The sequence below is a fragment of the Dactylosporangium vinaceum genome (assembly GCF_019904175.1).
Lineage (GTDB): Bacteria > Actinomycetota > Actinomycetes > Mycobacteriales > Micromonosporaceae > Dactylosporangium > Dactylosporangium vinaceum.
In genome coordinates this window covers 7,804,640-7,824,188 of record NZ_CP061913.1, presented here as the reverse complement: position 1 = coordinate 7,824,188, position 19,549 = coordinate 7,804,640, and the positions used below count along the sequence as shown (strand labels likewise).

Sequence of the window (19,549 nt, the reverse complement as noted above, 5' to 3'; positions counted from 1 at the left end):
TCGGGCACGGCGAAGCCGCGGTCGTCGGACCGGCGGCAAAAAGGGGTTTTCGCGGCGCGGATCGCGCGGCAGGAAGTGGTGCAGCCATCCTAGCCCTGTGCGAAGTGGCGGGCGACCGCGTGGAACGCCGCCTTGCGCTCCCAGCGGTCCGGTGCCCCGGGGAGGGTCCGGACCAGGCTGAACCCGCTCATGTCGAGGTCGAAGCGGGGGTCGGGGTCGTGGGTGAGCAGCGGCTCGGAGAACTGGGTGACGAACGCCCCCTCCACGCCCGCGCGCTCCAGGATCGCCAGGTCCTGCGCCACCCGCCGGGCCTGCAACTCCTCGTCGCGCACGTGGGCACCGCGGATCAGCCGCGGCCGGACGAGCCGCCCGGCGACCGGCACCCGGTGCAGTGCGACGGTGGGCCAGCTGATCAGCCCGACGTCGAGCAGCCGGGGATCGCGGTCGGCCCCGCGGTACGCCCGCATCCCGAACTCGGTGATGACGAGCGGCTTGCCGTGGGCCGCCAGCCGGTCGAGGACGCGCTGGTAGTGGCCCTCGGTGGTGACGTACCGGTAGTGGTCGACCCCGGCGAAGTCGAACAGCGACCAGTCGACCCGCTCGAACGGCAGCGACGCGTACGTCAGCGGCCCGCCGAAGCGCGCCCGCACCGTCTGCGCCGCCGCCTGGAGGAACGCGGCCAGGCCGGCCGCGTGCCGGCCGGCCCGGATCAGCGGGGCGGCGTTCCTGGTGCGGGCGGCGAACGTGCGGCCGGGCAGGATGCCGCGCAGGAAGAACGTGGCCTCGGTGGCGACGCTGAGCACCACCCGGTCGCCGGCCGCGCGGCGCAGCGACTCGGCGGCGACGGCGGCCTGCGCCAGGTAGGACAGCGTGCGCTCCGGCGAGCGGTCCCACAGCTCCGGCGACAGCCACACCTCCAGGCCCAGCGCGAGCGCCTCCTCGGCGGCCACCGTCAGGCGGTCCAGGTCGCGGCCGCTGAGCTTCACGGCGTTGCAGTGCAGCTCGTCGCGGATCACGGTCAGGTCGCGGCGGGTCGCCGCGCGGTCGAAGTGCGGGCGCCAGTTGAAGCCCAGGACGCGGCCGGTGTCGTAGAGGACCCCTCGTCGGTTCATGGGCCGCACGGTGGACCCTCACGCCACGTGAAGGTCAACCCCCGCACAGCGCGTCGCCGAGGGCCGTGCGGTAGTACAGCACCGAGCGGCCGGAGCGGCGGCGGGCAACCAGGCCCGCGTCGCGCAGCACGCGCAGGTGGTCACCTGTCGAGCCGAGCGCCTGACCGGTCAGCGCAACGAGCTGCGTGGTGCTCTTCGGGGCGGCCAGCAGCGTCAGGATGCGGGCCCGGGCCGGGCCGATCAGGCGGGCCAGGGCCTCCGGCGCCACCGCGTCCGGGTCCTGGGCCAGCCAGCCGGTCGCCGGGTAGATGACCGCGTGCACGTCTGCGGGCTCCTCGTACGCCACCCACCCCCGGTACGCCGTCGTGGGGATGAACAGCAGCCGGGTGCCCGTCACGTCGCGCGGCGGGTAGTCGTACGTGTTGATCTGCAGCCGGCCGTCGCCCAGCCAGCGCATCCCCGGCCGCATCCGGTCCAGGACCGCGGCCCAGCCGCCGGTCGTCAGGCGGTCGGTGCGGGCCACGATGTCGGCCTCCAGGGCCCGGCGGCGGCGCGGCCAGCCGGGCTGCAGCGTGTGCTCCCACACCCACGCCACCAGCTCCAGCGCGCGGGCGACCAGGCCGTCGCCCAGCAGCACCGGGGCGAGCGGGCGGTCCATCGTCTCCAGGATCTGCGCGCGGGCCCGCTCGTCGGTGGTCGCGGCCATGGCCGCGAGCTCCTCGGCGAACGCCGGCGGGTCCGTCCGCGGCGGCCGGACCAGGAAGTCGGCCAGCCAACCGGGGCGGATCGCGTCGCGCAGGAACGGCAGCGCGAAGTCGTCGCCGCCCCAGCGGGCCGTGAACGCGGGGCCGGCCGCGTCCAGCCACTCGCGCTGGGCCGGGGAGAGGCGGTGCTGACCGGTCAGCGCGGCCAGGCAGCCGACGGTCTCGGCCATCGGCGAGACCACGAACCGGCTGCCCGCCAGCACGTCGGCATCGATCCGCCACAGCCCCACGATGTTTCGCCTCCAACCGAAACTCTACGGCCCGCCGGGCCCGCGGCAGCAGACTGCGGGCATGCGCACCTACCGCGAGCTCTTGCGGGCCCCCGAGTTCCCGGCCCTGTTCGCCACCGTGTCCGTGCAGGTGGCGGCCCAGACGGTGAGCGGGATCGCCCTGGCGACGCTCGTCTACGGCGCCACCGGGTCGGCGCTGCTGTCGGCACTGTCGATGTTCGGGGCCTCGTTCGCGCAGGTCGTGGGGGCGGCGACGCTGCTGTCCGCGGCCGACCGGCTGCCGCCCCGGGCCGCGCTGGCCGGGCTGGCCCTGTTCACGGCGCTCACCACCGCGCTGCTGGCGGTGCCGGCGCTGCCGATCGGGGCGGTCCTGGGCGTGGTGCTGCTCCAGGGGCTGGTGGCGTCGATCGGGGGCGGGGTCCGGTTCGGGCTGCTCTCCGACATCGTCGCGGCTGAGGGGTACCTCCTCGGCCGGTCCTTGCTCAACATGTCTGTCGGCGCCATGCAGATCGCCGGGTTCGCGGGTGGCGGCCTGCTCCTGGCGGTCGCCAGCCCCTCGGCGGTCCTGCTCGGCGGGGCCGGGCTCAGCCTGCTCGCGGCGGCCGTCGCCCGGTTCGGGCTGGTGGCGCGGCCCCCGCGCGCGGCCGGGCGGGCGTCGGTGCGGGCCACCTGGCGCGGCAACCGGGCGCTGCTGGGCGACCCGGCCCGCCGCGCCGTCTACATCGGCCTGTGGGTGCCCAACGGTCTGATCGTCGGCTGTGAGGCGCTGTTCGTCCCGTACTCCCCGCACGCCGCCGCAGCCCTGTTCGTCGCCGCAGCCCTGGGCATGCTGGCCGGCGACGCGCTCGCGGGGAGGGTGCTGCCGGCGCGGTGGCGGCGGCCGTTGACGTCGCCCGTGCAGTTGCTGCTGGCCGTGCCGTACCTCGCGTTCGCCCTGCACCCGCCCCTGTGGGCGGCGGCCGGGCTGGCCGCTGTCGCGTCGGTGGGCTACTGCGGCAGCCTGCTGCTCCAGGACCGCCTCGTCGAGCTCACCCCACCCGAGCTGCGCGGGCACTCCCTCGGCCTGCACAGCTCGGGCATGTTCACGATGCAGGCCGTGGGCGCCACGCTGGCCGGGGCGGTGGCCCAGTCCCTGGCGCCGGGGCCGGCGATGGCGGTGATGGCCGTCGCGTCGATCACGGTGTCCGTCCTGCTGGTGCGTCCCTTCCGCGCGCCGGTCGGCCCCCGCCCGGCCGTTTCGCCCAGCCCGGCAGCGTCGCGGACCTGACGACAGCGCCGTGAACCGCCGGATCAGAGCCTGGTGTGCACCGCCGTGACGGGGAGCATGGCGGCCGCGGGCTGCTGGGCGTACCAGAGGCAGAACATCAGGACGGTCCAGATCTTGCGGGAGTGGTCCGGGCCGCCCTTGCGGTGGGCGGCGAGCAGGCGCTGGACGTGGGCCACGTCGATCAGGTGGTCCACGTCGGCCGTGGCCATCGTCTCGGCGGCCCACTCGCCGATCGGGCCGCGCAGCCAGACCCGGGTGGGGGTCGGGAAGCCCAGCTTGCGGCGGTCGACGACGGCCGGGGGGAGCAGGTCGCGGACGGCCTCGCGCAGGGCGTGCTTGGTGGCGTGCGGGCTGATCTTCAGCTCCGGCGGCAGACCCGCGGCGGCGGCCCAGACGGCCCGGTCGAGGAACGGCACGCGCAGCTCCAGGGAGTGGGCCATCGACATGCGGTCGGCCTTGGTGAGGATGTCGCCGGGGAGCCAGGTGTGCAGGTCGACGTACTGCATGGCGCTGATGTCGTCGAGGCCCGCGGCGGCCGCGTAGAGCGGGGACGTGACGGTCGTGTGCGGGTCGGCCGGGCCGCGCATGAGCACCGCCTTCTCCGCGGGGCCGAAGATGCGGGCGTTGCCGTAGTAGCGCTGGCCGATGGGTGTCGTGGCGCGCTGCAGGAAGCTCTTGCCGCGCACGCCCTCCGGCATCACCTCGGCGACCGCGCGCAGCCCGCGGCGGACCGGGTCCGGCAGGCCGGCGACGCGGGCCAGGGCGGCCGGTTCGCGGTAGATCTCGTAGCCGCCGAACAGCTCGTCGGCGCCCTCGCCGGACAGCACGACCGTGACGTCCCGGGCGGCCGTGCGGCACAGGAAGTACAGGGGGACGATGGCGGGATCGGCGACCGGGTCGTCCAGGTGCCATACGATGCGCGGCAGTGCCTCGATGACGTCCTCGTCACGGACCACAGTCGCCGTGAGGTGTACCCCCAGTGCCGCGGCGGTCTGCGCGGCGGCCTCGATCTCGCTGTACCGCGCGTCGTCGAACCCGGCCGTGTAGGCGCGCAGGTTCGGGTGCTTCTCCCGGGCCAGTGCGACGACGGCCGAGGAGTCGACGCCGCTTGACAGGAACGCTCCCAGTGGCACCTCGGACTGCAGGTGGGCGTGCACGCTGTCGCGCAGCGCGTCGCGGATGGCGGCGATCGCCTCGGCGGCCGGGCGCGGGGCGGGGCGCAGCGCTATCTGGAAGTACCGCTGCAGCACCGGCTCCTCACCGGGGCGGCAGGTCAGCGCGTGGCCCGCGGGGAGGCGGTGCACGGCCGGGTGCAGGGTGGCGGGCTCGGGGACGTACTGCAGCGTCAGGTAGTGCGACAGCGCCGCCGTGCCGATCCGGCGGGCGCCGCCGGCGAACGGCAGCAGGGCCTTCTTCTCGCTGGCCAGGTACAGCCCGTCCGGCGTGCGCAGGTGGTACAGCGGCTTGATGCCGAACGGGTCGCGGATCGCGTGCAGCGTCCCGGTGTGCTCGTCCCAGAGCACGGCCGCGAACATGCCGCGCAGCCGGCGCACGGCCGCCGGGCCCCAGTAGTGGTACGCCGCGGCCAGGACCTCCGCCTCCCCCTCGGTGGCGAAGCTCGCGCCGTGCTCGCGCTGCAGGGCCGTGCGCAGTTCCCGGAAGTTGTACAGCTCGCCGTTGAACACGACAGTCCACCGCTCGGCATACTGGACCGGCTGGTGACTGTGCGCGACGTCGATGATCGCCAGGCGCGTGAAGCCGAACACGACACCGCCCGACACGACGAGCGACGTCTCGTCCGGGCCGCGGTGGCGGAGCCGGTCCAGCGCCGCGGCGAGCGCCGACGGGTCGGCCGTACCGTCGCCGCTGAGGAACACCAGAAGACCACACATGCCGGGGACGGTAGGAATCCCGGTGTTGGGAACCGATGAAGAACCCGTTGCCGGATCGAAATCCGAACCCGATTTCGCAGGTTCCTCACATTCGGCGCGTCACAATGGCCGGGATGAGTGCGCGAATCCTGGTCGCCGACGACGACCCGAAGCAGGCCGAGCTGATCCGGCTGTACCTGGAGCGGGACGGTCACAGCGTGCTCACCGTGCACAACGGCCGGGCCGCGCTGGAGCAGTGCCGCTCGCGCAAGCCGGACCTGCTGGTGCTCGACGTCATGATGCCGCACGTCGACGGGCTCGACGTGTGCCGGATCATCCGGGCCGAGTCGAGCGTGGCGATCCTGCTGGTCACCGCCCGCTCCACCGAGGACGACCTGCTGCTGGGCCTGGACCTCGGCGCCGACGACTACATGACGAAGCCGGTCAGCCCGCGGGAACTGGCCGCGCGGGTCCGGGCCCTGCTGCGCCGCTCCGGCATCGGCAGCCCCGGCCACCAGCGCGTGTTCACCGTCGGTGACCTCGTCGTCGACGCCGGGCGGTTCGAGGTGCGGGTGGCCGGGGAGACTGTCGTGCTGACCGCGAAGGAGTTCGGCATCCTGGAGCTGCTCGCCGGGGAGCCGGGGCGCGTGTTCACCCGCGGTGAGATCATCAACCGGGTGTTCGGCTTCGAACGGGACGTCTCGGAGCGCACGGTCGACGCCCACGTGGTGAACCTGCGCCGCAAGTTGGAGGGCAACGCCGAGGCCGGCTCCGGGGCCGCGCCGGCCGGACCCCGGCCCGGCGCCGTGCAGCCACGATACGTCCAGACCGTCTACGGCCGCGGCTACCGCCTGGCCGAGCAGACGTGAGCTTCCGGCTGCGGGTGTTCCTGCTGACGCTCGTCGTGGCCGTGGTCGCGACCGGGGCGACGGCCTGGTTCAGCCTACGGATCACGGCCCAGCAGATCGAGCGCTCGCAGCAGGAGGCGACCCGGCACGTCGCCGACATCGCCGAGACCGCGCGCACCTACGCGCGCCGGCACGGCACCTGGGCCGGGATCTCCAGGCGGGTCGAGACCCTGGCCGCCGCCAACAAGCAGCGCATCCGGCTGGTCAACCTCGACGGCCAGGTCATCGTCGACAGCGACAACCTGGCCCGGCGGGCCGCCCGCCCGGTCGTCAGCCCGGCCACGCTCGTCAACCCGCGCCCGACGCTCACGCTCGACCCGAAGGAGCTCACCAAGATCGGCGCCAAGGTCGACGCCCTCGTCCTCAACGAGCTGGCCGACTACCGCCGCACGGTCGTCAACGCCCGCTGCCTCACCGACGTCGGCGTGGAGCCGCCGCCGGTCACCCCGGACCAGTACGGCATCCCGCTGCCGGCCGGGGGTGGAGCCCTGCCCGGCGACTGCACGGCCCAGGCCGACGACGCCCAGCAGTACGCCCGCGAAGGCGACTACAGCGCCACCCGCACCTGCACCACCGCCCCCGACCACATCGCCTGCCTGGTGCAGGTCTTCGGCGACCGGGCGGCGACGTTCGCCCCCGAGCCGCTGCAGCTGTACCTCGGAGCCGTCGACGACGACGCGGTGACGCTCCTCGCCCGGCCGATGATGGCCGCCGTCGGCGCCGTGCTGGTGCTCGCGGTGATCGGCACCGCCCTCGTCGCCCGCTACATGAGCCGCCCCCTGCGCTCCCTGACCGCCGCGTCGCGCCGCCTCGCCGACGGCCACCTCGACACCCGGGTCACGACCACCGGCCGCGACGAGGTCGGCGAGCTGTCGCGCTCGTTCAACCGGATGGCCGCCGCCCTCGAGGGCGCCGAGCTGGCCCAGCGCCGCCTGCTCGCCGGCGTCGCCCACGAGCTGCGCACCCCGATGTCGAACGTGCTGGGCTACCTGGAGGCGCTGCAGGACGGCGTCGTGCCGCCGTCGCGGGAGCTGTTCGGCTCGCTGCACGAGGAGGTCCAGCTGCAGCGGCGCATCCTCGACGATCTGCAGGACCTGACCCTCGCCGAGGCCGGCCACCTGGCCTACCGCCGCACCGACTTCGACCTGGCCGAGCTGGTCGAGGTCAGCCGCGTCGCCCACCTCGCCGTCGCCGAGCACGGCGGCGTCCGCCTCACCGCCGAGGCCGCCGGCCCCCTGCCGGTCCACGGCGACCAGGACCGCCTGCGCCAGGTCCTGGGCAACCTGGTCACGAACGCCCTGCGCTACACCGACCCGGGCGGCTCGGTGGTCCTGCGCGCGTATCCCCTGCACGGCCGCGCGATCGCCGAGGTCCGCGACACGGGCTGTGGCATCGCCCCGCAGGACCTGCCCCACGTCTTCCACCGCTTCTGGCGCGCCGACCCGGCCCGCGACCGCGAGACGGGCGGCAGCGGCCTGGGCCTGACCATCGCCCGCCAGATCGTCCTCGACCACGCCGGCACCATCGAGGTCACCAGCACCCTGGGCGAGGGCAGCACGTTCCGCGTGACGTTCCCGATCGTCGGGCCGTGACCCGTCACACCTCGATGTGGGAGCCCATGATGACGGTGCGGTCGCGGGGGAGGCTGAAGTGTTCGGCGGCGTCGGCGGTGATGAAGGAGGTGGCGATGAAGAGGCGTTTGCGCCAGGCGGCCATCGTGGGGGCGTCGCCGCGGCGGAGTTCGATTTTGGAGAGGAAGTAGGACGCCTGGCCGAGCTGGAGCTCGCCCTCGGTGCGCGCCGGGTCGAGCAGGCGCAGGGCGGCGGGCAGGTTCTGGGGGTCCATGTAGCCGTAGTTGATGGTGACGTGCAGGATGCCGTCGTCGGCGTAGCCGAGCTCGTCGACGGTGATGCGCTCCTCGTCGGGGACGCGGGGGACGGGCTGGGTCTCGATCGACAGGATCAGGACGTGCACGTGGCGGACGTGGTTGTGCTCCACGTTGGCCCGCATGGCCAGGGGTGTCGTCTCCTTGCCGCGGTTGAGGAACACCGACGTGCCGGGCACCATCCGGGTCAGTGACGGGTCCGTGCGCAGCCGGTCGACGAAGTCGCGCAGCGAGCCCTCCTCGCGCCGGCGCTGGGCGGTGACGATGGCCCGGCCCTTCTGCCACGTCGTCATGACCGTGAACGCGGTGAGGGCGATGAGCAGCGGCAGCCAGGCGCCGTGGATGAGCTTGGTGAGGTTGGCCGCCACGAACAGCAGGTCGAAGGCGAGCAGGAGGGCGGCGCCGGTGTACAGGATCCAGGGCGGGGTGGACCAGGTCTTGCGGGCCACGTAGAAGAACATCAGCGTGGCGATGGTGATGGTGCCGGTCACCGCCATGCCGTACGCGTAGGCGAGGGCGGCCGAGCTGCGGAACGCGAACACCAGGGTGAGGACCGAGGCCAGCAGCAGCCAGTTGATCCACGGTACGTAGATCTGGCCGATCTGCTGGGCGGAGGTGTGGGCGATCCGCAGCCGGGGCAGGTAGCCCAGCTGGGCGGCCTGGGCGGCGACCGAGTAGGCGCCGGTGATGACCGCCTGCGCGGCGATGACTGTCGCGGCCGTGGCCAGCAGCACCAGCGGCAGGCGCAGCCAGGACGGCACGAGCAGGAAGAACGGGCCGGCGACGTTGGCCGGGTCGTCGAGGACCAGCGCGCCCTGGCCGAGGTAGCTCAGCGTGCAGGCGGGCAGGACCAGCCACAGCCAGCCGGCGGCGATGGCGCGGCGGCCGAAGTGGCCCATGTCGGCGTACAGCGCCTCGGCGCCGGTCACCGAGAGCACGATCGCGGCGAGGGAGAAGAACGCGATGCCGAAGTGCCCGGCCAGGAACTGCACGGCGTAGGTCGGCGACAGGGCCTTGAGAATCGCCGGGTGCCGGGTGATCCCGCTGATGCCGAAGCCGCCGATGGTCACGAACCAGAGGATCATGATCGGGCCGAAGATCCGGCCGACCGCCTCGGTCCCGCGCCGCTGCACCAGGAACAGCACGATGATGATGACGGCGGTGATCGGCACGACCAGCTCGCCCAGCGAGGGCTGCACGATCTTGAGGCCCTCGACGGCGCTCAGCACCGAGATGGCGGGAGTGATCATGCTGTCGCCGAAGAACAGCGACGCGCCGAAGATGCCCAGGGCGGCCAGGAACAGCGCGGTCCGGCGGCCCGGCCGGCCGGCGCGGCGGCGCAGCAGCGTGATGAGGGCCATGATGCCGCCCTCGCCGTCGTTGTCCAGGCGCATCGCCAGCAGGATGTACGTCACCGTCACGATGATCATGACGGACCAGAAGATGGTGGAGACCACGCCGTACACGTTGGCGTCGCTGACCGGGACGGGGTGCGGGTCCTCCGGGTTGAACACCGTCTGCAGCGTGTAGATCGGGCTGGTGCCGATGTCGCCGAACACGACGCCGAGCGCGCCGATGACGAGCCCGGCGCTGAGTCCCTGCTGCCGTGCGCTCACGCCCCGTGTACCCCCTCGCGACCCGTACAGTATGGGTCCCGAGGGGGCGTCCGGAGGCGGATTAGCTCGAGACGAACGCGCGCACCTGCGACAGCACGACCGTGTCGGTCAGGTACGTGAGGTGGTTCTCGCACGGCACGTAGGTGTTCGTCGCGCCGCTCAGCGCCGTGCTGGTGTACGGGATGATGACGCCGTCGCAGGGGGAGTACCAGGTGCGGTACACGGTGCTGCCGGGCGTCTCGTCGCCGGCGCTCAGCGTCAGGATGAACGCCGAGCCCGGGTACATCTGCTGGCACGTCACGAAGGCCAGGCACGCACCCGCGGACGTCGTGCCGTGGTTCGCGCCCGCCAGCGACGCCAGGTGGGCCACGCTGGCGGCGCCGCCGAGCTGCTTGAGGTACCAGAGGCTGACCAGGCCGCCCATCGAGTGGTTCACGATGTCGACCTTTGACCAGCCGGTGCGGGACTTGACCTGCTCGACGAAGCCGGCCAGGCCCTGGGCGTTCGTGACGTTGCTGCCGTACGAGTTGTACTCGTAGGCGAACAGCTCGCTGCTGCTGTACCCGGCCGCGCGGAACAGTGCCTCGGCGGTCACCCAGTTCGAGGCGCTTCCGGTGTACCCGTGCACGAACACGACGGGCCGCCGCGCTGTGGCAGCGTGGGCCCCGGGTGCCGGGACGGCGAACAGCGCCGCCGCCGACACCAGGAGCAGGACGAGGATTCGACGCACGCGAACCTCCTGTGACTCGGGGGTGTGTGCATCGAAGCTTGCGGATTTCCGGCCCGGCCCCGCATCGGTGAAATCGCCGGTGTCGGGCTCAGGGGAGCACGCGGGCCAGTTCGGTGCGGGAGCGCACGCCCAGGCGGACGAAGATGTTGCGCAGGTGGTGCTCGACCGTGCGGGGGCTGACGAACAGGGCGGCGGCGATCTCGCGGTTGGTGGCGCCGCCGGCGACGAGGTGGGCGATGCGGGCCTGCTGCGCGGTGAGCTCCGGGCCCGGTTCGGCGCCGGCGGGCCCGGGCGGGTCGACGTGGTCGCCGGCGGCGCGCAGCTCGGCGGCGGCCCGGCGGGCCCACGGCGCGGCGCCGTACTGCTCGAACGTCGCCAGGGCGCTGCGCAGATGCTCGCGGGCGGCGGCGGGCCGGCGGTGGCGGCGCAGCTCCTCGCCGTAGAGCAGCTCCGTGCGCGCGCCCGGGAACGCCGAGTCACCGGCCAGGTGCAGGCGCAGCGCCTCGCGGAAGTGGCTGTCCGCCTCGTCGTCGGACGCGGCCAGGAGGCCGTGGCACCGGGCCGACAGCGCCAGCCAGGTCGGGTTGGCCGTGCTCGCCGCCCACAGGTCGTACGCGGCGAGCACGGGGCGGGCCGCGCCGGGCTCGCCGCAGCGCACCGACGCCTCGACGAGCGTGGGAATGGCCGGCACCTGGACGCCGAGGTGGCCGCGCCCGACCTCCGTGCGCATGACCGCCCAGAGCCGCCCGGCCGCGTCGGCGTGCCGGCCCTCGGCCACGTCGATGAGCGCGGCCGCCCAGACGCACATCGCCCGGGCCTGGCTGTCGATGTCCGCGCCGGCTCGGGCCCGGCACCGGCGCACCCACCGCCGGCACCCGTCGGCGTCGCCGAGCATCCCGGCGATGACCGCGAGGAGGCCGCAGCACGTGTCGGCCACGGCGTCCTGCCCGGTCGCCACGGCCAGGCGCCGGCCCTCGGCCGCCGTGGTGGCGGCGAGGTCGAGGTCACCGAGGGCGAGCGCGGCGGTGGCGGCGGCCTCGGCGGCCATGGGCTCGGTGGCCCGATCTGCGGCGCCGCGGGCCAGGCGGGCCGCCCGCCCGGCGAGCCGGTGGGCGTCCTCGTCCCGGCCGGTGACGATCCCGGCCCAGGCCGCCCGCACGAGCGCCGCGGGCTCGTCGCAGGCGGCGGCGAGCGCGATGACCCGGGCGAGGGGTGCGCCGGCCCGGCCCGGCTCACCGGCGTACCCGGCGGCCATACCGGCGACGTACTCGAACAGCAGCGCCTCGACGGGCCCGTGGCCGGTCGTGCGGCCGGCGCCCGTGGCGGGCCGGTCGTGCGGCGCCGGCGGCTCGGGTGGGGCGGGGCGGCTCGGTGGGGGTGGCTGATCGGGAGGCTGGTGCTGGAGGGCGGCGACCCGGTCGGCGATCTCGGTGTACTGGTGGTGGCGGCCGGCGGCGGCGAGGGCCTCGCCGGCCAGGACGAGGGCGCGCAGGGCCCGCGCCGGCGGGAGGCGGGTGGCCGCGGTCAGGAGGGTCTGGCGGGCGTCGGCGTGGGCACCGGTGCGCAGCTCGATCTCGCCGAGCAGGAGGTCGCGTTCGGCGTGCAGGGAGGCCGGGACGGCGGCGGCGAAGACGGGCCGCAGGAGGAGCCGGGCCCGGTGGGGCTCGCCGGCTCGCCAGGCCAGGCGGGCGGCGTGCAGTGTCCACTCGGCCGCTCGGATCGGGCTGGTGGTCAGCTGGGCCGCTCGCTGCAGTGCGGTGGCGGCGTGGCCCGGTGCGGCGGCCGGGCCCGCGGCTGCGCCTGGTGGTGCGCCGGCCGCGGCGAGGGCCTCGGCCAGCATGTCGTCCGGGCCGGCCGCCACGGCGGCGCGGTGCAGGGCGGCGGGAAGGGCCGGCGTCAGGGTGGCCAGGCGGCGGTGGGCGGCGTGGCGCTCGGCGAGGGTGGCCTCGGCGTAGACGACCGCTGCGAACAGGGGTGCGACGAAGTGGACCCGGGTGTCGTCGGTGTGGATCAGCTCGGCGTGCTCGGCCGGGGCCAGGTCGTCGGGGTGGACTCCGGCGGCCAGGAGGAGGGCGGTGGGGCAGGCGTCACCGGCGGTGCCGGCGCCCGGGGTGCCGCCGCCGTCGGGCGTGTCGGCTGCCGGGGCGCTTGCCGGGCCCGGGGCGGCCGGGAAGGCGGCGGTGGTCGTGGCCGAGGTGGCGGCCAGGATCAGGGCCCGGCGGGTGGCCGGGGGGAGGGCGTGCAGGGCGGTCCGGTATTCGCGGCTCAGGTCGCCGGTGCGCAGCGGGGTGGTCGGCGGGGGCGTCTCGCCTCGGCGTTGCTCGCCGGTCAGTGCGGATGCGAGCTCGGTCAGCGCGCGCGGGTTGCCGCCGGCCCGGGCGGCCAGGACGCCGGCCACGTCGCCGGCCAGCTCCGGGACCGCGTCGGCCAGGAGGTAGCGGCTTTCGCGTGGGTCGAGGGGCGCCAGGCGGCGGTGGGGGAGCCCGGCCAGGGTGTCCCCGGCGGCGGTGCCGGCCGGCGTGTCGCGCAGGGCGAAGAGCAGCGCGATCCGTTCGCCGCCGACGCGGCGGGCGGCCACGGCCAGCGCGTCGAGCGAGGGGCGGTCCAGGGCGTGGACGTCGTCGAGAAGGACCGCGACCGGGCCGGCGGCGGCCAGGTCGCGCAGCGTGGCGAGGACGGCCAGGCCCGCGGCCAGGCGGTCGGACCGGAGGCGGTGGTCGTACCGGATGGGGCGGTCGTGCCGGATGGGTTGGCGGCGGGCCGCTGGGCCGGCCGCGCGCTCGTGGGCGGTGAGCGGGTCGGGGGCGGGCCGGGTATCCGAGGCCGGATACGCGCTCAGGAGGCGGTGCAGGGCGGCGAAGGGCAAGGGGAGCTCGGCCTCGTAGCCGGTTACCGTCAGGACCGTGGTGGCGGCCGCCCGGGCGTGGGCGGCGACGGCCCGGAGCAGCGCGGTGCGGCCGATGCCCGGCGGGCCGGTCAGGATCAGGGCGCCGCCCTCGGCGTCGGCGGCCCGGTCCAGCAGCGCCGTCGCGGCGGCCAGGTCGTCGTCGCGGCCCCGGAGGCGATGTTTCTGCACGGTCGATGCAACAACCATTGCCGCATTGTTACGCGTGGGTAACGCGCTAGGGAAGGCTCTGTGCGGTATTGGTCCCGGGCTCTGTGGCGTTTGCCGCTTCTACTGCACGTGCAGGACGTTGTCCACGCGGGCCAGGCGGAAGGTGCGGCTGACCCGGGGGCCCGGGGAGCGCAGGGTCAGGCGGCCGCCGTGGGTGAACATGCGGCGATGGACGTCCAGGAGCAGGCCGACCGCGGCGGCGTCGACGAAGGGGCAGTCCGTCAGGTCGATGACGAGGTTGTCCGGGCGCAGGTCGACGGCCTCGTGGAGGAGGGCGCCCAGCCGCGGCACCGAGGCGGCGTCCAGCTCCTCGCTGATGACGATCTCGATCGCTGGTGTGGCCGGTTCGGCCGTCCCGCTGTGCATGGTGGTTCTCCCGTCGTCCGACCGTTCCCAGCGTTGGGTTTCGATGTGGCGAACCGTTCCCGGAACCGTGACGGTTGTATGACTTCGCCCGGTGCGGGCCCGTCCGGGGCCGGGGTGGGTTGGGCCGGAGCCGTTCCGGGCGGCATGATGCCCCTATGGCAGGCGTGCTGGTGATCGAGGACGACGACCGGATCCGGCTTTCCATGGCGCTCGCGCTGGAAGACGAGGGGTACGTCGTGCGCGGCGCGGCCAGTGCGGAGGAGGGCCTCGTCGCGCAGCGGGAGGACCCGGCCGACACCGTGCTCGTCGACCTGATGCTCCCGGGGATCGACGGTTTCGAGTGCATCCGGCAGCTGCGGCGCGGGGACGACGTGCCGATCGTGGTCATCAGCGCGCGCGACGACACGCACGACATCGTCGCCGCGCTCGAGGCCGGGGCGGACGACTACCTGGTCAAGCCGGTGGCGGTGAAGGAGCTCTCGGCCCGGCTGCGGGCCCTGCGGCGGCGCGGGCGGACCGTGCAGGCGATGTCGAGCCTGGTCTTCGGGGGGATGGAGATCCTGCCGGAGGCGGGCGAGGTGCGCATCGACGGGGAGCCGGTCGCCGTGACGCGGACCGAGTTCCGGCTGCTGTGCGAGCTGGCCGAGCACCCGGGGCAGGTGCTCTCGCGCCAGCAGCTGCTGCAGCGGGTGTGGGAGTACGAGATCGGTGACGAGCGGCTCGTGGACGTGCACGTGGGGCGGCTGCGGCAGAAGATCGAGCAGGACTCCAAGCAGCCGCGGTACCTGGTGACCGTGCGCGGCATGGGGTACAAGCTGCAACGATGACGCGGCTGCGGCTCGGGCTGCGCACGCGGGTGATCGCCGGCTTCGCGGCGGGAGCGCTCACCCTGTCCGCGTCGATGGCGCTCGTGTCCTATGAGCTGACCCGCAGCGAGCTCATCACCGGGCGGGAGCGGGCGGCCGTGCGGTCGGCGACGTTCGACGCGCGGGTCATCGCGGCCGGGCTGAACACGGACCGGCCGGACATCGGGGGCATGATCCGGAGCCTGGACACCGGCGGCAACCGGCGGGTGCTCGTGTTCCACCTGGGTCAGTGGTACGGCCGCAACGCCGACACCGGCGCGTCGTCCGCGATCCCGCAGCGCCTCCAGGGGCTCGTCGGGTCCACCGGGCAGGGCATCCAGCGGCTCCGGGTGGACGGGTCCCCGGCGGTGATCGTGGGCATCCTGCTGACGCCGGCGACCGCGCTGTACGAGATCGACTACCTGCGGGAGCTCGACCAGACGCTGCGCACCGTCGGCTGGGTCCTCGTGCTCGTCGCGTCGGCCGTCGCCGCGGCCGGGGCGGGCCTGGGCCGGTACGCCACCCGGCACGTCCTGCGCCCGCTGCGCTCGGTCGCCGACGCGGCCCAGGGCATCACCGCCGGGGACCTCAGCGCCCGCCTCGACGAGTCCCGCGACCCCGACCTGGCCCGCCTGTCGACCTCGTTCAACGAGATGGTCGACCAGCTCTCGCGGCGCATCGAGAAGGACCGCCGCTTCGCCGCCGACGTCAGCCACGAGCTGCGCTCGCCGCTGCAGACCCTGGCCGCCTCGGCGAGCGTGCTGGACCGCCGCCGGGACCGCCTCGACGAGCGCACGGCCGTCGCGGCCGGGCTGGTCGTCGACGAGCTGGCCCGGTTCCAGTCGCTCGTCGACGACCTGCTCGAGCTGGCCCGCGGCGACCTGCCGGCGCAGCTGGAGCCCGTCGACGTCGGCGAGCTGGCCCGGCGGGCCGTGCAGCGGCGCCGCCACGACCCGGCGATCGTCGAGCTGGGCACCGACCGGCTGCAGTGGACGGTCGACCGCCGCCGCATCGAGCAGGTGCTCGTCAACCTGCTCGACAACGCCGTGACGCACGGCGGCGGCCCGGTCGCCGTGCACGTCACGGTCGAGCGCACGGCCGGCGGCCCGGTCGGTGTGCTCGAGGTCGACGACGACGGGCCCGGGGTCAGCCCGGCCGACCGGGAGGTCATCTTCGACCGGTTCGTGCGGGGGCGCTCGTCCGGGGCCCGCGGCAACGACTCCGGGACGGGCCTGGGACTGTCGCTCGTGGCCCAGCACGTCGCCGCGCACGGTGGCCGGGTCCTCGTCCTGGACCGGCCCGGGGGCGGCGCGCGGTTCCGGATCGAGCTGCCGGGGGTACTGTGAGATCCCGTTCTTGGTGGTTGATGCCGGTCGCGGTCCTCGCGCTGCACGGGTGCGGGGTGCCCACCGACCGGGACCCGCGGCCGATCGAGCCGTCCGTGACGATCGGCTCGTACGAGGGGCCGATGGCGCCCGCGTCACCGGGAGCGGTCACGGAGCGCCTGTTCATGGTCCGCGACAACCAGCTCGTCGCGGTGGATCGGCGGGTGTCGGCGGTACCGTCGGCGCAGCGGGTCCTGGAAGACCTCGTCACCGGGCCGACCGCCCAGGAGCGCGGGTCCGGCCTCGACAGCGCGCTGGCCGGCACGTCCTACATCACCGGCGTGCAGCTGCACAGCGGCACGGCGATCGTCGGGCTCGCCGTCGACAACCCGATCCGCAACGACGAGACGCTCGCGTACGGGCAGATCGTGTGCACGCTGGCCGCCCGGGCCGACATCGTGGGCGTGCAGTTCGCGCAGGCCGGCCGCACGATGGAGGTGCCACGCGGGGACGGGGCGCTCACCAGCGAGCTGCTCACCGCGGCGGACTACGCGAGCCTCATCGCGCAGTAGTCCGGTCGACCACGATGCTGAACTGGTCGACGCCCCGGATCAGGGCGGCCAGCTGGGCGAAGTCGACAGGTTTGCGGAAGTAGAACTCGGCCGGGACGCCGAAGTCGCGCAGCAGCTGCTCCTCGGTCGGCGATCCGGTGAGCACGACGACTGTCAGGTCGGCCAGCCGCGGGTTGCCGAGCACCCGGTCGAGCACGACCCGGCCGTCGACGCCGGGCAGGTTGAGGTCGAGCAGCAGGATGTCGGGCACCGGCGCGTCGGCGTGCGGGCCACGGCGCTCGAGGTAGTCGACGGCGTGCAGCCCGTTGCCAAGCACCGTGACCGGATTGCGCAGCCGGTGCTCGCGGAACTCGTCGAGCGTGTACGCCACGTCGCCGGGATCGTCCTCGACGAGCAGAATGCGCGCGAGCTCCACTGCCGCCCCTCTTGGTTGCACCGGTGCAAGAAAGCCCGCCACACTTTACGACGCGGGTCGCCCGTTTGTCTTCCCTCACATCGCCGATATGTCCGGGTTTCACCGGCGCGTCCGACCCAAGGGCCCGCACGCCGGGGCGGCCCGTGCAACGATGGCGCCCGTGACAACGACCGATCCGCTAGTCGAGACGTTACTGGCGGTGAGCCGCAGCATGGTCGCGATCGCCGCCCGCAACCTGGCGATGCAGGGGGCGGACGTGACGCTGCCGCAGTACCGGGCGCTCGTCGCACTGGCCGGGCACGGCCCCCAGCGCAGCGCCGTGCTGGCCCGCGAGCTCGGCGTGGCCCCCTCGACGCTGACCCGCATGTGCGACCGGCTGGTCCGCAAGTCGCTGATCCACCGGTTCCACCGCAACAACGACCGCCGCTCGATCTGGCTGGGCCTCACCCCGCCGGGCCGCGACCTGGTCGGCGTCGTGATGCGGGCCCGCCGTGCGGAGCTGGACGCCATCGTGCGCGCGGCCGGGCTGACCGCCTCGCCCCGCGACCTGGCCCTGCTGTCGGCGTTCGTGCACGCCTCGGGCGAGCTGCCGGACGACGAGTGGTGGCGCCGCTGGTCGAGGTCGGCCGACCCGCTGGCCGACGCCCAGGCGATGCGCGAGGGCCGGCTGGCCGCGAACGCGCTGGCCTGATCGCCGTGCTGGAGTCACAGCGGGAACCGGTGCCGCGCAACGACGGCGGCGAGGTGGACACCGCGCTGGCGTTCCTGACCTTCGCGCGGGGCTGCGTGCTGAAGAAGGTCGACGGCCTCGACGCGGCGCAGCTGCGGCGGCGGCTCGTCGTGTCGGACACGACGCTGCTGGGGCTGGTGCAGCACCTGACGGACGCGGAGCGCTTCTGGTTCGGCTACACCGTCGGCGGTGACGAGCGGTGGGCGGACGTGTCCTTCGACATGGTGGTGGCGCCGGACCTCGAGGCCGGCGCGGTCGTGGCGGCGTACCGGGCCGCGATCGCCGAGAGCGACGGGCACGTGCGTGCGGCGGGCGGGATGGACGCGTCGACGGCGCGGCCGGTGCGCGGGGAGCCCGCGACGCTGCGCTGGGTGGTGGCCCACATGACGAGCGAGACCGTCCGCCACGCCGGGCACGCCGACATCCTGCGCGAGCTCATCGACGGCACCACCGGCCGCTGATTCGCACGACCGCGGGCGGCCACTCGGGTGGCCGTCAGGTCGGGCCGGCCACGGTGGGCTCAGCGTGGCGCGGGGGCCTCGGCGGTGGCCTCGGCCGGGGCCGGCGGTGCTTCGGCCAGGGCCGGTGGCGCTTCGGCCGGGGCGGAGCCCGGGTCGGTGCCGGGCCCGGGGCGGCGGTGCAGGAGCAGGGCGGTCAGGATGCCGGCCAGCAGGCCCCAGAAGGCGGAGCCCACGCCCAGGATCGTCGTGCCGGAGGCGGTCACCACGAACGTGACGACGGCGGCCTCGCGGCCCTGCGGCTCGGTCACGGCCGACGCCAGGGACGAGCCGAGCGCGGGCAGCAGGGCCAGGCCGGCCACGGCCACCACCAGGATCGGCGGGGAGAGCAGGACCAGGGCCATCGCCAGGGAGGCGCCAAGGCCCAGGGTGAGCTGGCCGGCGCCCAGGGCCACCGTGGCCACCCAGCGGCGGCGCGGGTCGGGGTGGGTGTCGGGGCCCGCGGTCAGGGCGGCGGTGATGGCGGCCAGGTTGACCGCGTGGCCGCCGAACGGGGCGGCCGCGGCGGAGGTCAGGCCGGTGGCGATGAGGATGGGTCGCAGCGGCGGGGTGTACCCGTACGTCGCCATGACGGCCATGCCGGGGACGTTCTGCGCGGCCATCGTGACCAGGAACAGCGGGATCGCCAGGCTGACCACGACCGACAGGTTGAGGGTCGGGGCCATGAGCACCGGCGACGGGCGCAGTGCGGCGCCGGACAGCGTGCCGCCCGGGCCGTGCACGGCGATGGCGGCCACCGCGGCCACCAGGGCACCCGGCACCGCCCACTGCCGGGCGAAGCGGAACAGCACGGCCCACGCCACGACGACCGGGGTGGCCAGCAGCGGCAGGTCCACCATTGCGCGCACCGGGGCAGTGCACAGGCTCAGGATCACGCCGGCCAGCATGGCGCCGGCGATGGGGCGGGGGATGGCGGCGATCAGCCGGGTCAGCCACGGCAGGAGGCCGGCCAGCACCATGAGGGCGGCGCTGACCAGGAAGGCGCCCACGGCGGCCGGGAAGCCGCCCGGGACCGGGCCGGTCGCCACGAGCAGGGCCGCGCCCGGCGTGGACCAGGCGATGGCGATCGGCATGCGGTACCGCACGCTCAGCCACACGGCCGTCGCGCCGATCGCCAGGCACACCGCCAGCAGACCCGAGGCGGCCTGGGCCGGGGTGGCGCCGACGGCCCGCAGGCCGGCAAGGACGACCGTGAACGAGCTCGCATAGCCCACCAGCGCGCTCACCAGGCCCGCGAGCGCTGTCGGGAGGAGATCGCGGCGCATGGTTCCGGAGCCTCT

The 19,549-nt window shown here is 74.6% G+C and carries 17 protein-coding genes; 8 read left to right on the top strand and 9 right to left on the bottom strand.

All coding sequences use genetic code 11. The features are described 5' to 3' along the window. Nucleotides 1-89: 89 nt before the first annotated feature. Both Dvina_RS35055 and Dvina_RS35050 read right to left on the bottom strand, forming a co-directional pair. Complete coding sequence (locus tag Dvina_RS35055) at nucleotides 90-1,112, bottom strand: glycoside hydrolase family 113 protein (RefSeq protein WP_223093559.1); 1,023 nt, start codon at nucleotides 1,110-1,112, stop codon at nucleotides 90-92. Between the two features lie 34 nt (nucleotides 1,113-1,146). Next, nucleotides 1,147-2,106: an ArsR/SmtB family transcription factor gene (locus tag Dvina_RS35050; protein ID WP_223093558.1), complete on the bottom strand. Its 960-nt coding sequence runs from the start codon at nucleotides 2,104-2,106 to the stop codon at nucleotides 1,147-1,149. A 61-nt stretch (nucleotides 2,107-2,167) separates the two neighbouring features. On the opposite strand from Dvina_RS35050, the gene Dvina_RS35045 reads away from it, so the two are divergent. Next, the gene (locus Dvina_RS35045; protein WP_223093557.1) at nucleotides 2,168-3,373 is read left to right on the top strand and encodes an MFS transporter; all 1,206 of its coding nucleotides are present in this window, start codon (nucleotides 2,168-2,170) and stop codon (nucleotides 3,371-3,373) included. Nucleotides 3,374-3,396: 23 nt separating this feature from the next. Here the strand turns inward: Dvina_RS35045 and asnB are convergent, their stop codons facing one another. Continuing rightward, nucleotides 3,397-5,265, bottom strand: coding sequence for an asparagine synthase (glutamine-hydrolyzing) (asnB, locus tag Dvina_RS35040; protein WP_223093556.1), 1,869 nt, complete (start codon nucleotides 5,263-5,265; stop codon nucleotides 3,397-3,399). A gap of 104 nt (nucleotides 5,266-5,369) precedes the next feature. On the opposite strand from asnB, the gene Dvina_RS35035 reads away from it, so the two are divergent. Together Dvina_RS35035 and Dvina_RS35030 are read left to right on the top strand one after the other, a co-directional pair. Further along, complete coding sequence (locus Dvina_RS35035) at nucleotides 5,370-6,113, top strand: response regulator transcription factor (protein ID WP_223093555.1); 744 nt, start codon at nucleotides 5,370-5,372, stop codon at nucleotides 6,111-6,113. Next, a complete protein-coding gene (locus Dvina_RS35030) occupies nucleotides 6,110-7,744 on the top strand; it encodes a sensor histidine kinase (RefSeq protein WP_223093554.1) in 1,635 nt (544 codons plus the stop codon). The genes Dvina_RS35035 and Dvina_RS35030 overlap by 4 nt, the downstream gene beginning before the upstream one ends. Nucleotides 7,745-7,748: 4 nt before the next feature. Here Dvina_RS35030 and Dvina_RS35025 read toward each other — a convergent pair whose 3' ends face one another. The 4 genes from Dvina_RS35025 to Dvina_RS35010 all read right to left on the bottom strand — a co-directional run bounded on the left by Dvina_RS35025 (nucleotide 7,749) and on the right by Dvina_RS35010 (nucleotide 13,864). Further along, entirely contained in the window at nucleotides 7,749-9,653 is a 1,905-nt protein-coding gene (locus Dvina_RS35025) for a potassium transporter Kup (RefSeq protein ID WP_223093553.1), read from the bottom strand. A 61-nt stretch (nucleotides 9,654-9,714) separates the two neighbouring features. Further along, the gene (locus tag Dvina_RS35020; RefSeq protein WP_223093552.1) at nucleotides 9,715-10,383 is read right to left on the bottom strand and encodes an esterase/lipase family protein; all 669 of its coding nucleotides are present in this window, start codon (nucleotides 10,381-10,383) and stop codon (nucleotides 9,715-9,717) included. An 88-nt stretch (nucleotides 10,384-10,471) separates the two neighbouring features. After that, the gene (locus Dvina_RS35015; protein ID WP_223093551.1) at nucleotides 10,472-13,477 is read right to left on the bottom strand and encodes a helix-turn-helix transcriptional regulator; all 3,006 of its coding nucleotides are present in this window, start codon (nucleotides 13,475-13,477) and stop codon (nucleotides 10,472-10,474) included. 81 nt (nucleotides 13,478-13,558) lie between these two features. Next, complete coding sequence (locus Dvina_RS35010; protein WP_223093550.1) at nucleotides 13,559-13,864, bottom strand: STAS domain-containing protein; 306 nt, start codon at nucleotides 13,862-13,864, stop codon at nucleotides 13,559-13,561. A gap of 155 nt (nucleotides 13,865-14,019) precedes the next feature. Between Dvina_RS35010 and Dvina_RS35005 the strand changes: the two genes are divergently transcribed. Genes Dvina_RS35005 through Dvina_RS34995 form a run of 3 tightly spaced genes read left to right on the top strand, consistent with a single transcriptional unit; the run spans nucleotide 14,020 to nucleotide 16,606 of the window. Next, nucleotides 14,020-14,691, top strand: a complete 672-nt coding sequence (locus tag Dvina_RS35005) for a response regulator transcription factor (protein WP_223093549.1) — start codon at nucleotides 14,020-14,022, stop codon at nucleotides 14,689-14,691. Then, entirely contained in the window at nucleotides 14,688-16,055 is a 1,368-nt protein-coding gene (locus Dvina_RS35000) for a HAMP domain-containing sensor histidine kinase (RefSeq protein ID WP_223093548.1), read from the top strand. The genes Dvina_RS35005 and Dvina_RS35000 overlap by 4 nt, the downstream gene beginning before the upstream one ends. Before the next feature lie 20 nt (nucleotides 16,056-16,075). Next, complete coding sequence (locus tag Dvina_RS34995) at nucleotides 16,076-16,606, top strand: GerMN domain-containing protein (RefSeq protein ID WP_223093547.1); 531 nt, start codon at nucleotides 16,076-16,078, stop codon at nucleotides 16,604-16,606. Here Dvina_RS34995 and Dvina_RS34990 read toward each other — a convergent pair. Further along, nucleotides 16,593-17,021: a response regulator gene (locus Dvina_RS34990; protein WP_223093546.1), complete on the bottom strand. Its 429-nt coding sequence runs from the start codon at nucleotides 17,019-17,021 to the stop codon at nucleotides 16,593-16,595. The genes Dvina_RS34995 and Dvina_RS34990 overlap by 14 nt on opposite strands. 199 nt (nucleotides 17,022-17,220) lie before the next feature. On the opposite strand from Dvina_RS34990, the gene Dvina_RS34985 reads away from it, so the two are divergent. Continuing rightward, nucleotides 17,221-17,712: a MarR family transcriptional regulator gene (locus tag Dvina_RS34985; protein ID WP_246655525.1), complete on the top strand. Its 492-nt coding sequence runs from the start codon at nucleotides 17,221-17,223 to the stop codon at nucleotides 17,710-17,712. 5 nt (nucleotides 17,713-17,717) lie between these two features. Continuing rightward, a complete protein-coding gene (locus Dvina_RS34980; protein ID WP_223093544.1) occupies nucleotides 17,718-18,212 on the top strand; it encodes a DinB family protein in 495 nt (164 codons plus the stop codon). Nucleotides 18,213-18,271: 59 nt separating this feature from the next. Here the strand turns inward: Dvina_RS34980 and Dvina_RS34975 are convergent, their stop codons facing one another. Then, on the bottom strand, nucleotides 18,272-19,534 hold the full coding sequence (locus Dvina_RS34975; protein WP_223093543.1) for a benzoate/H(+) symporter BenE family transporter: 1,263 nt from the start codon (nucleotides 19,532-19,534) through the stop codon (nucleotides 18,272-18,274). Between the last annotated feature and the right edge of the window lie 15 nt (nucleotides 19,535-19,549).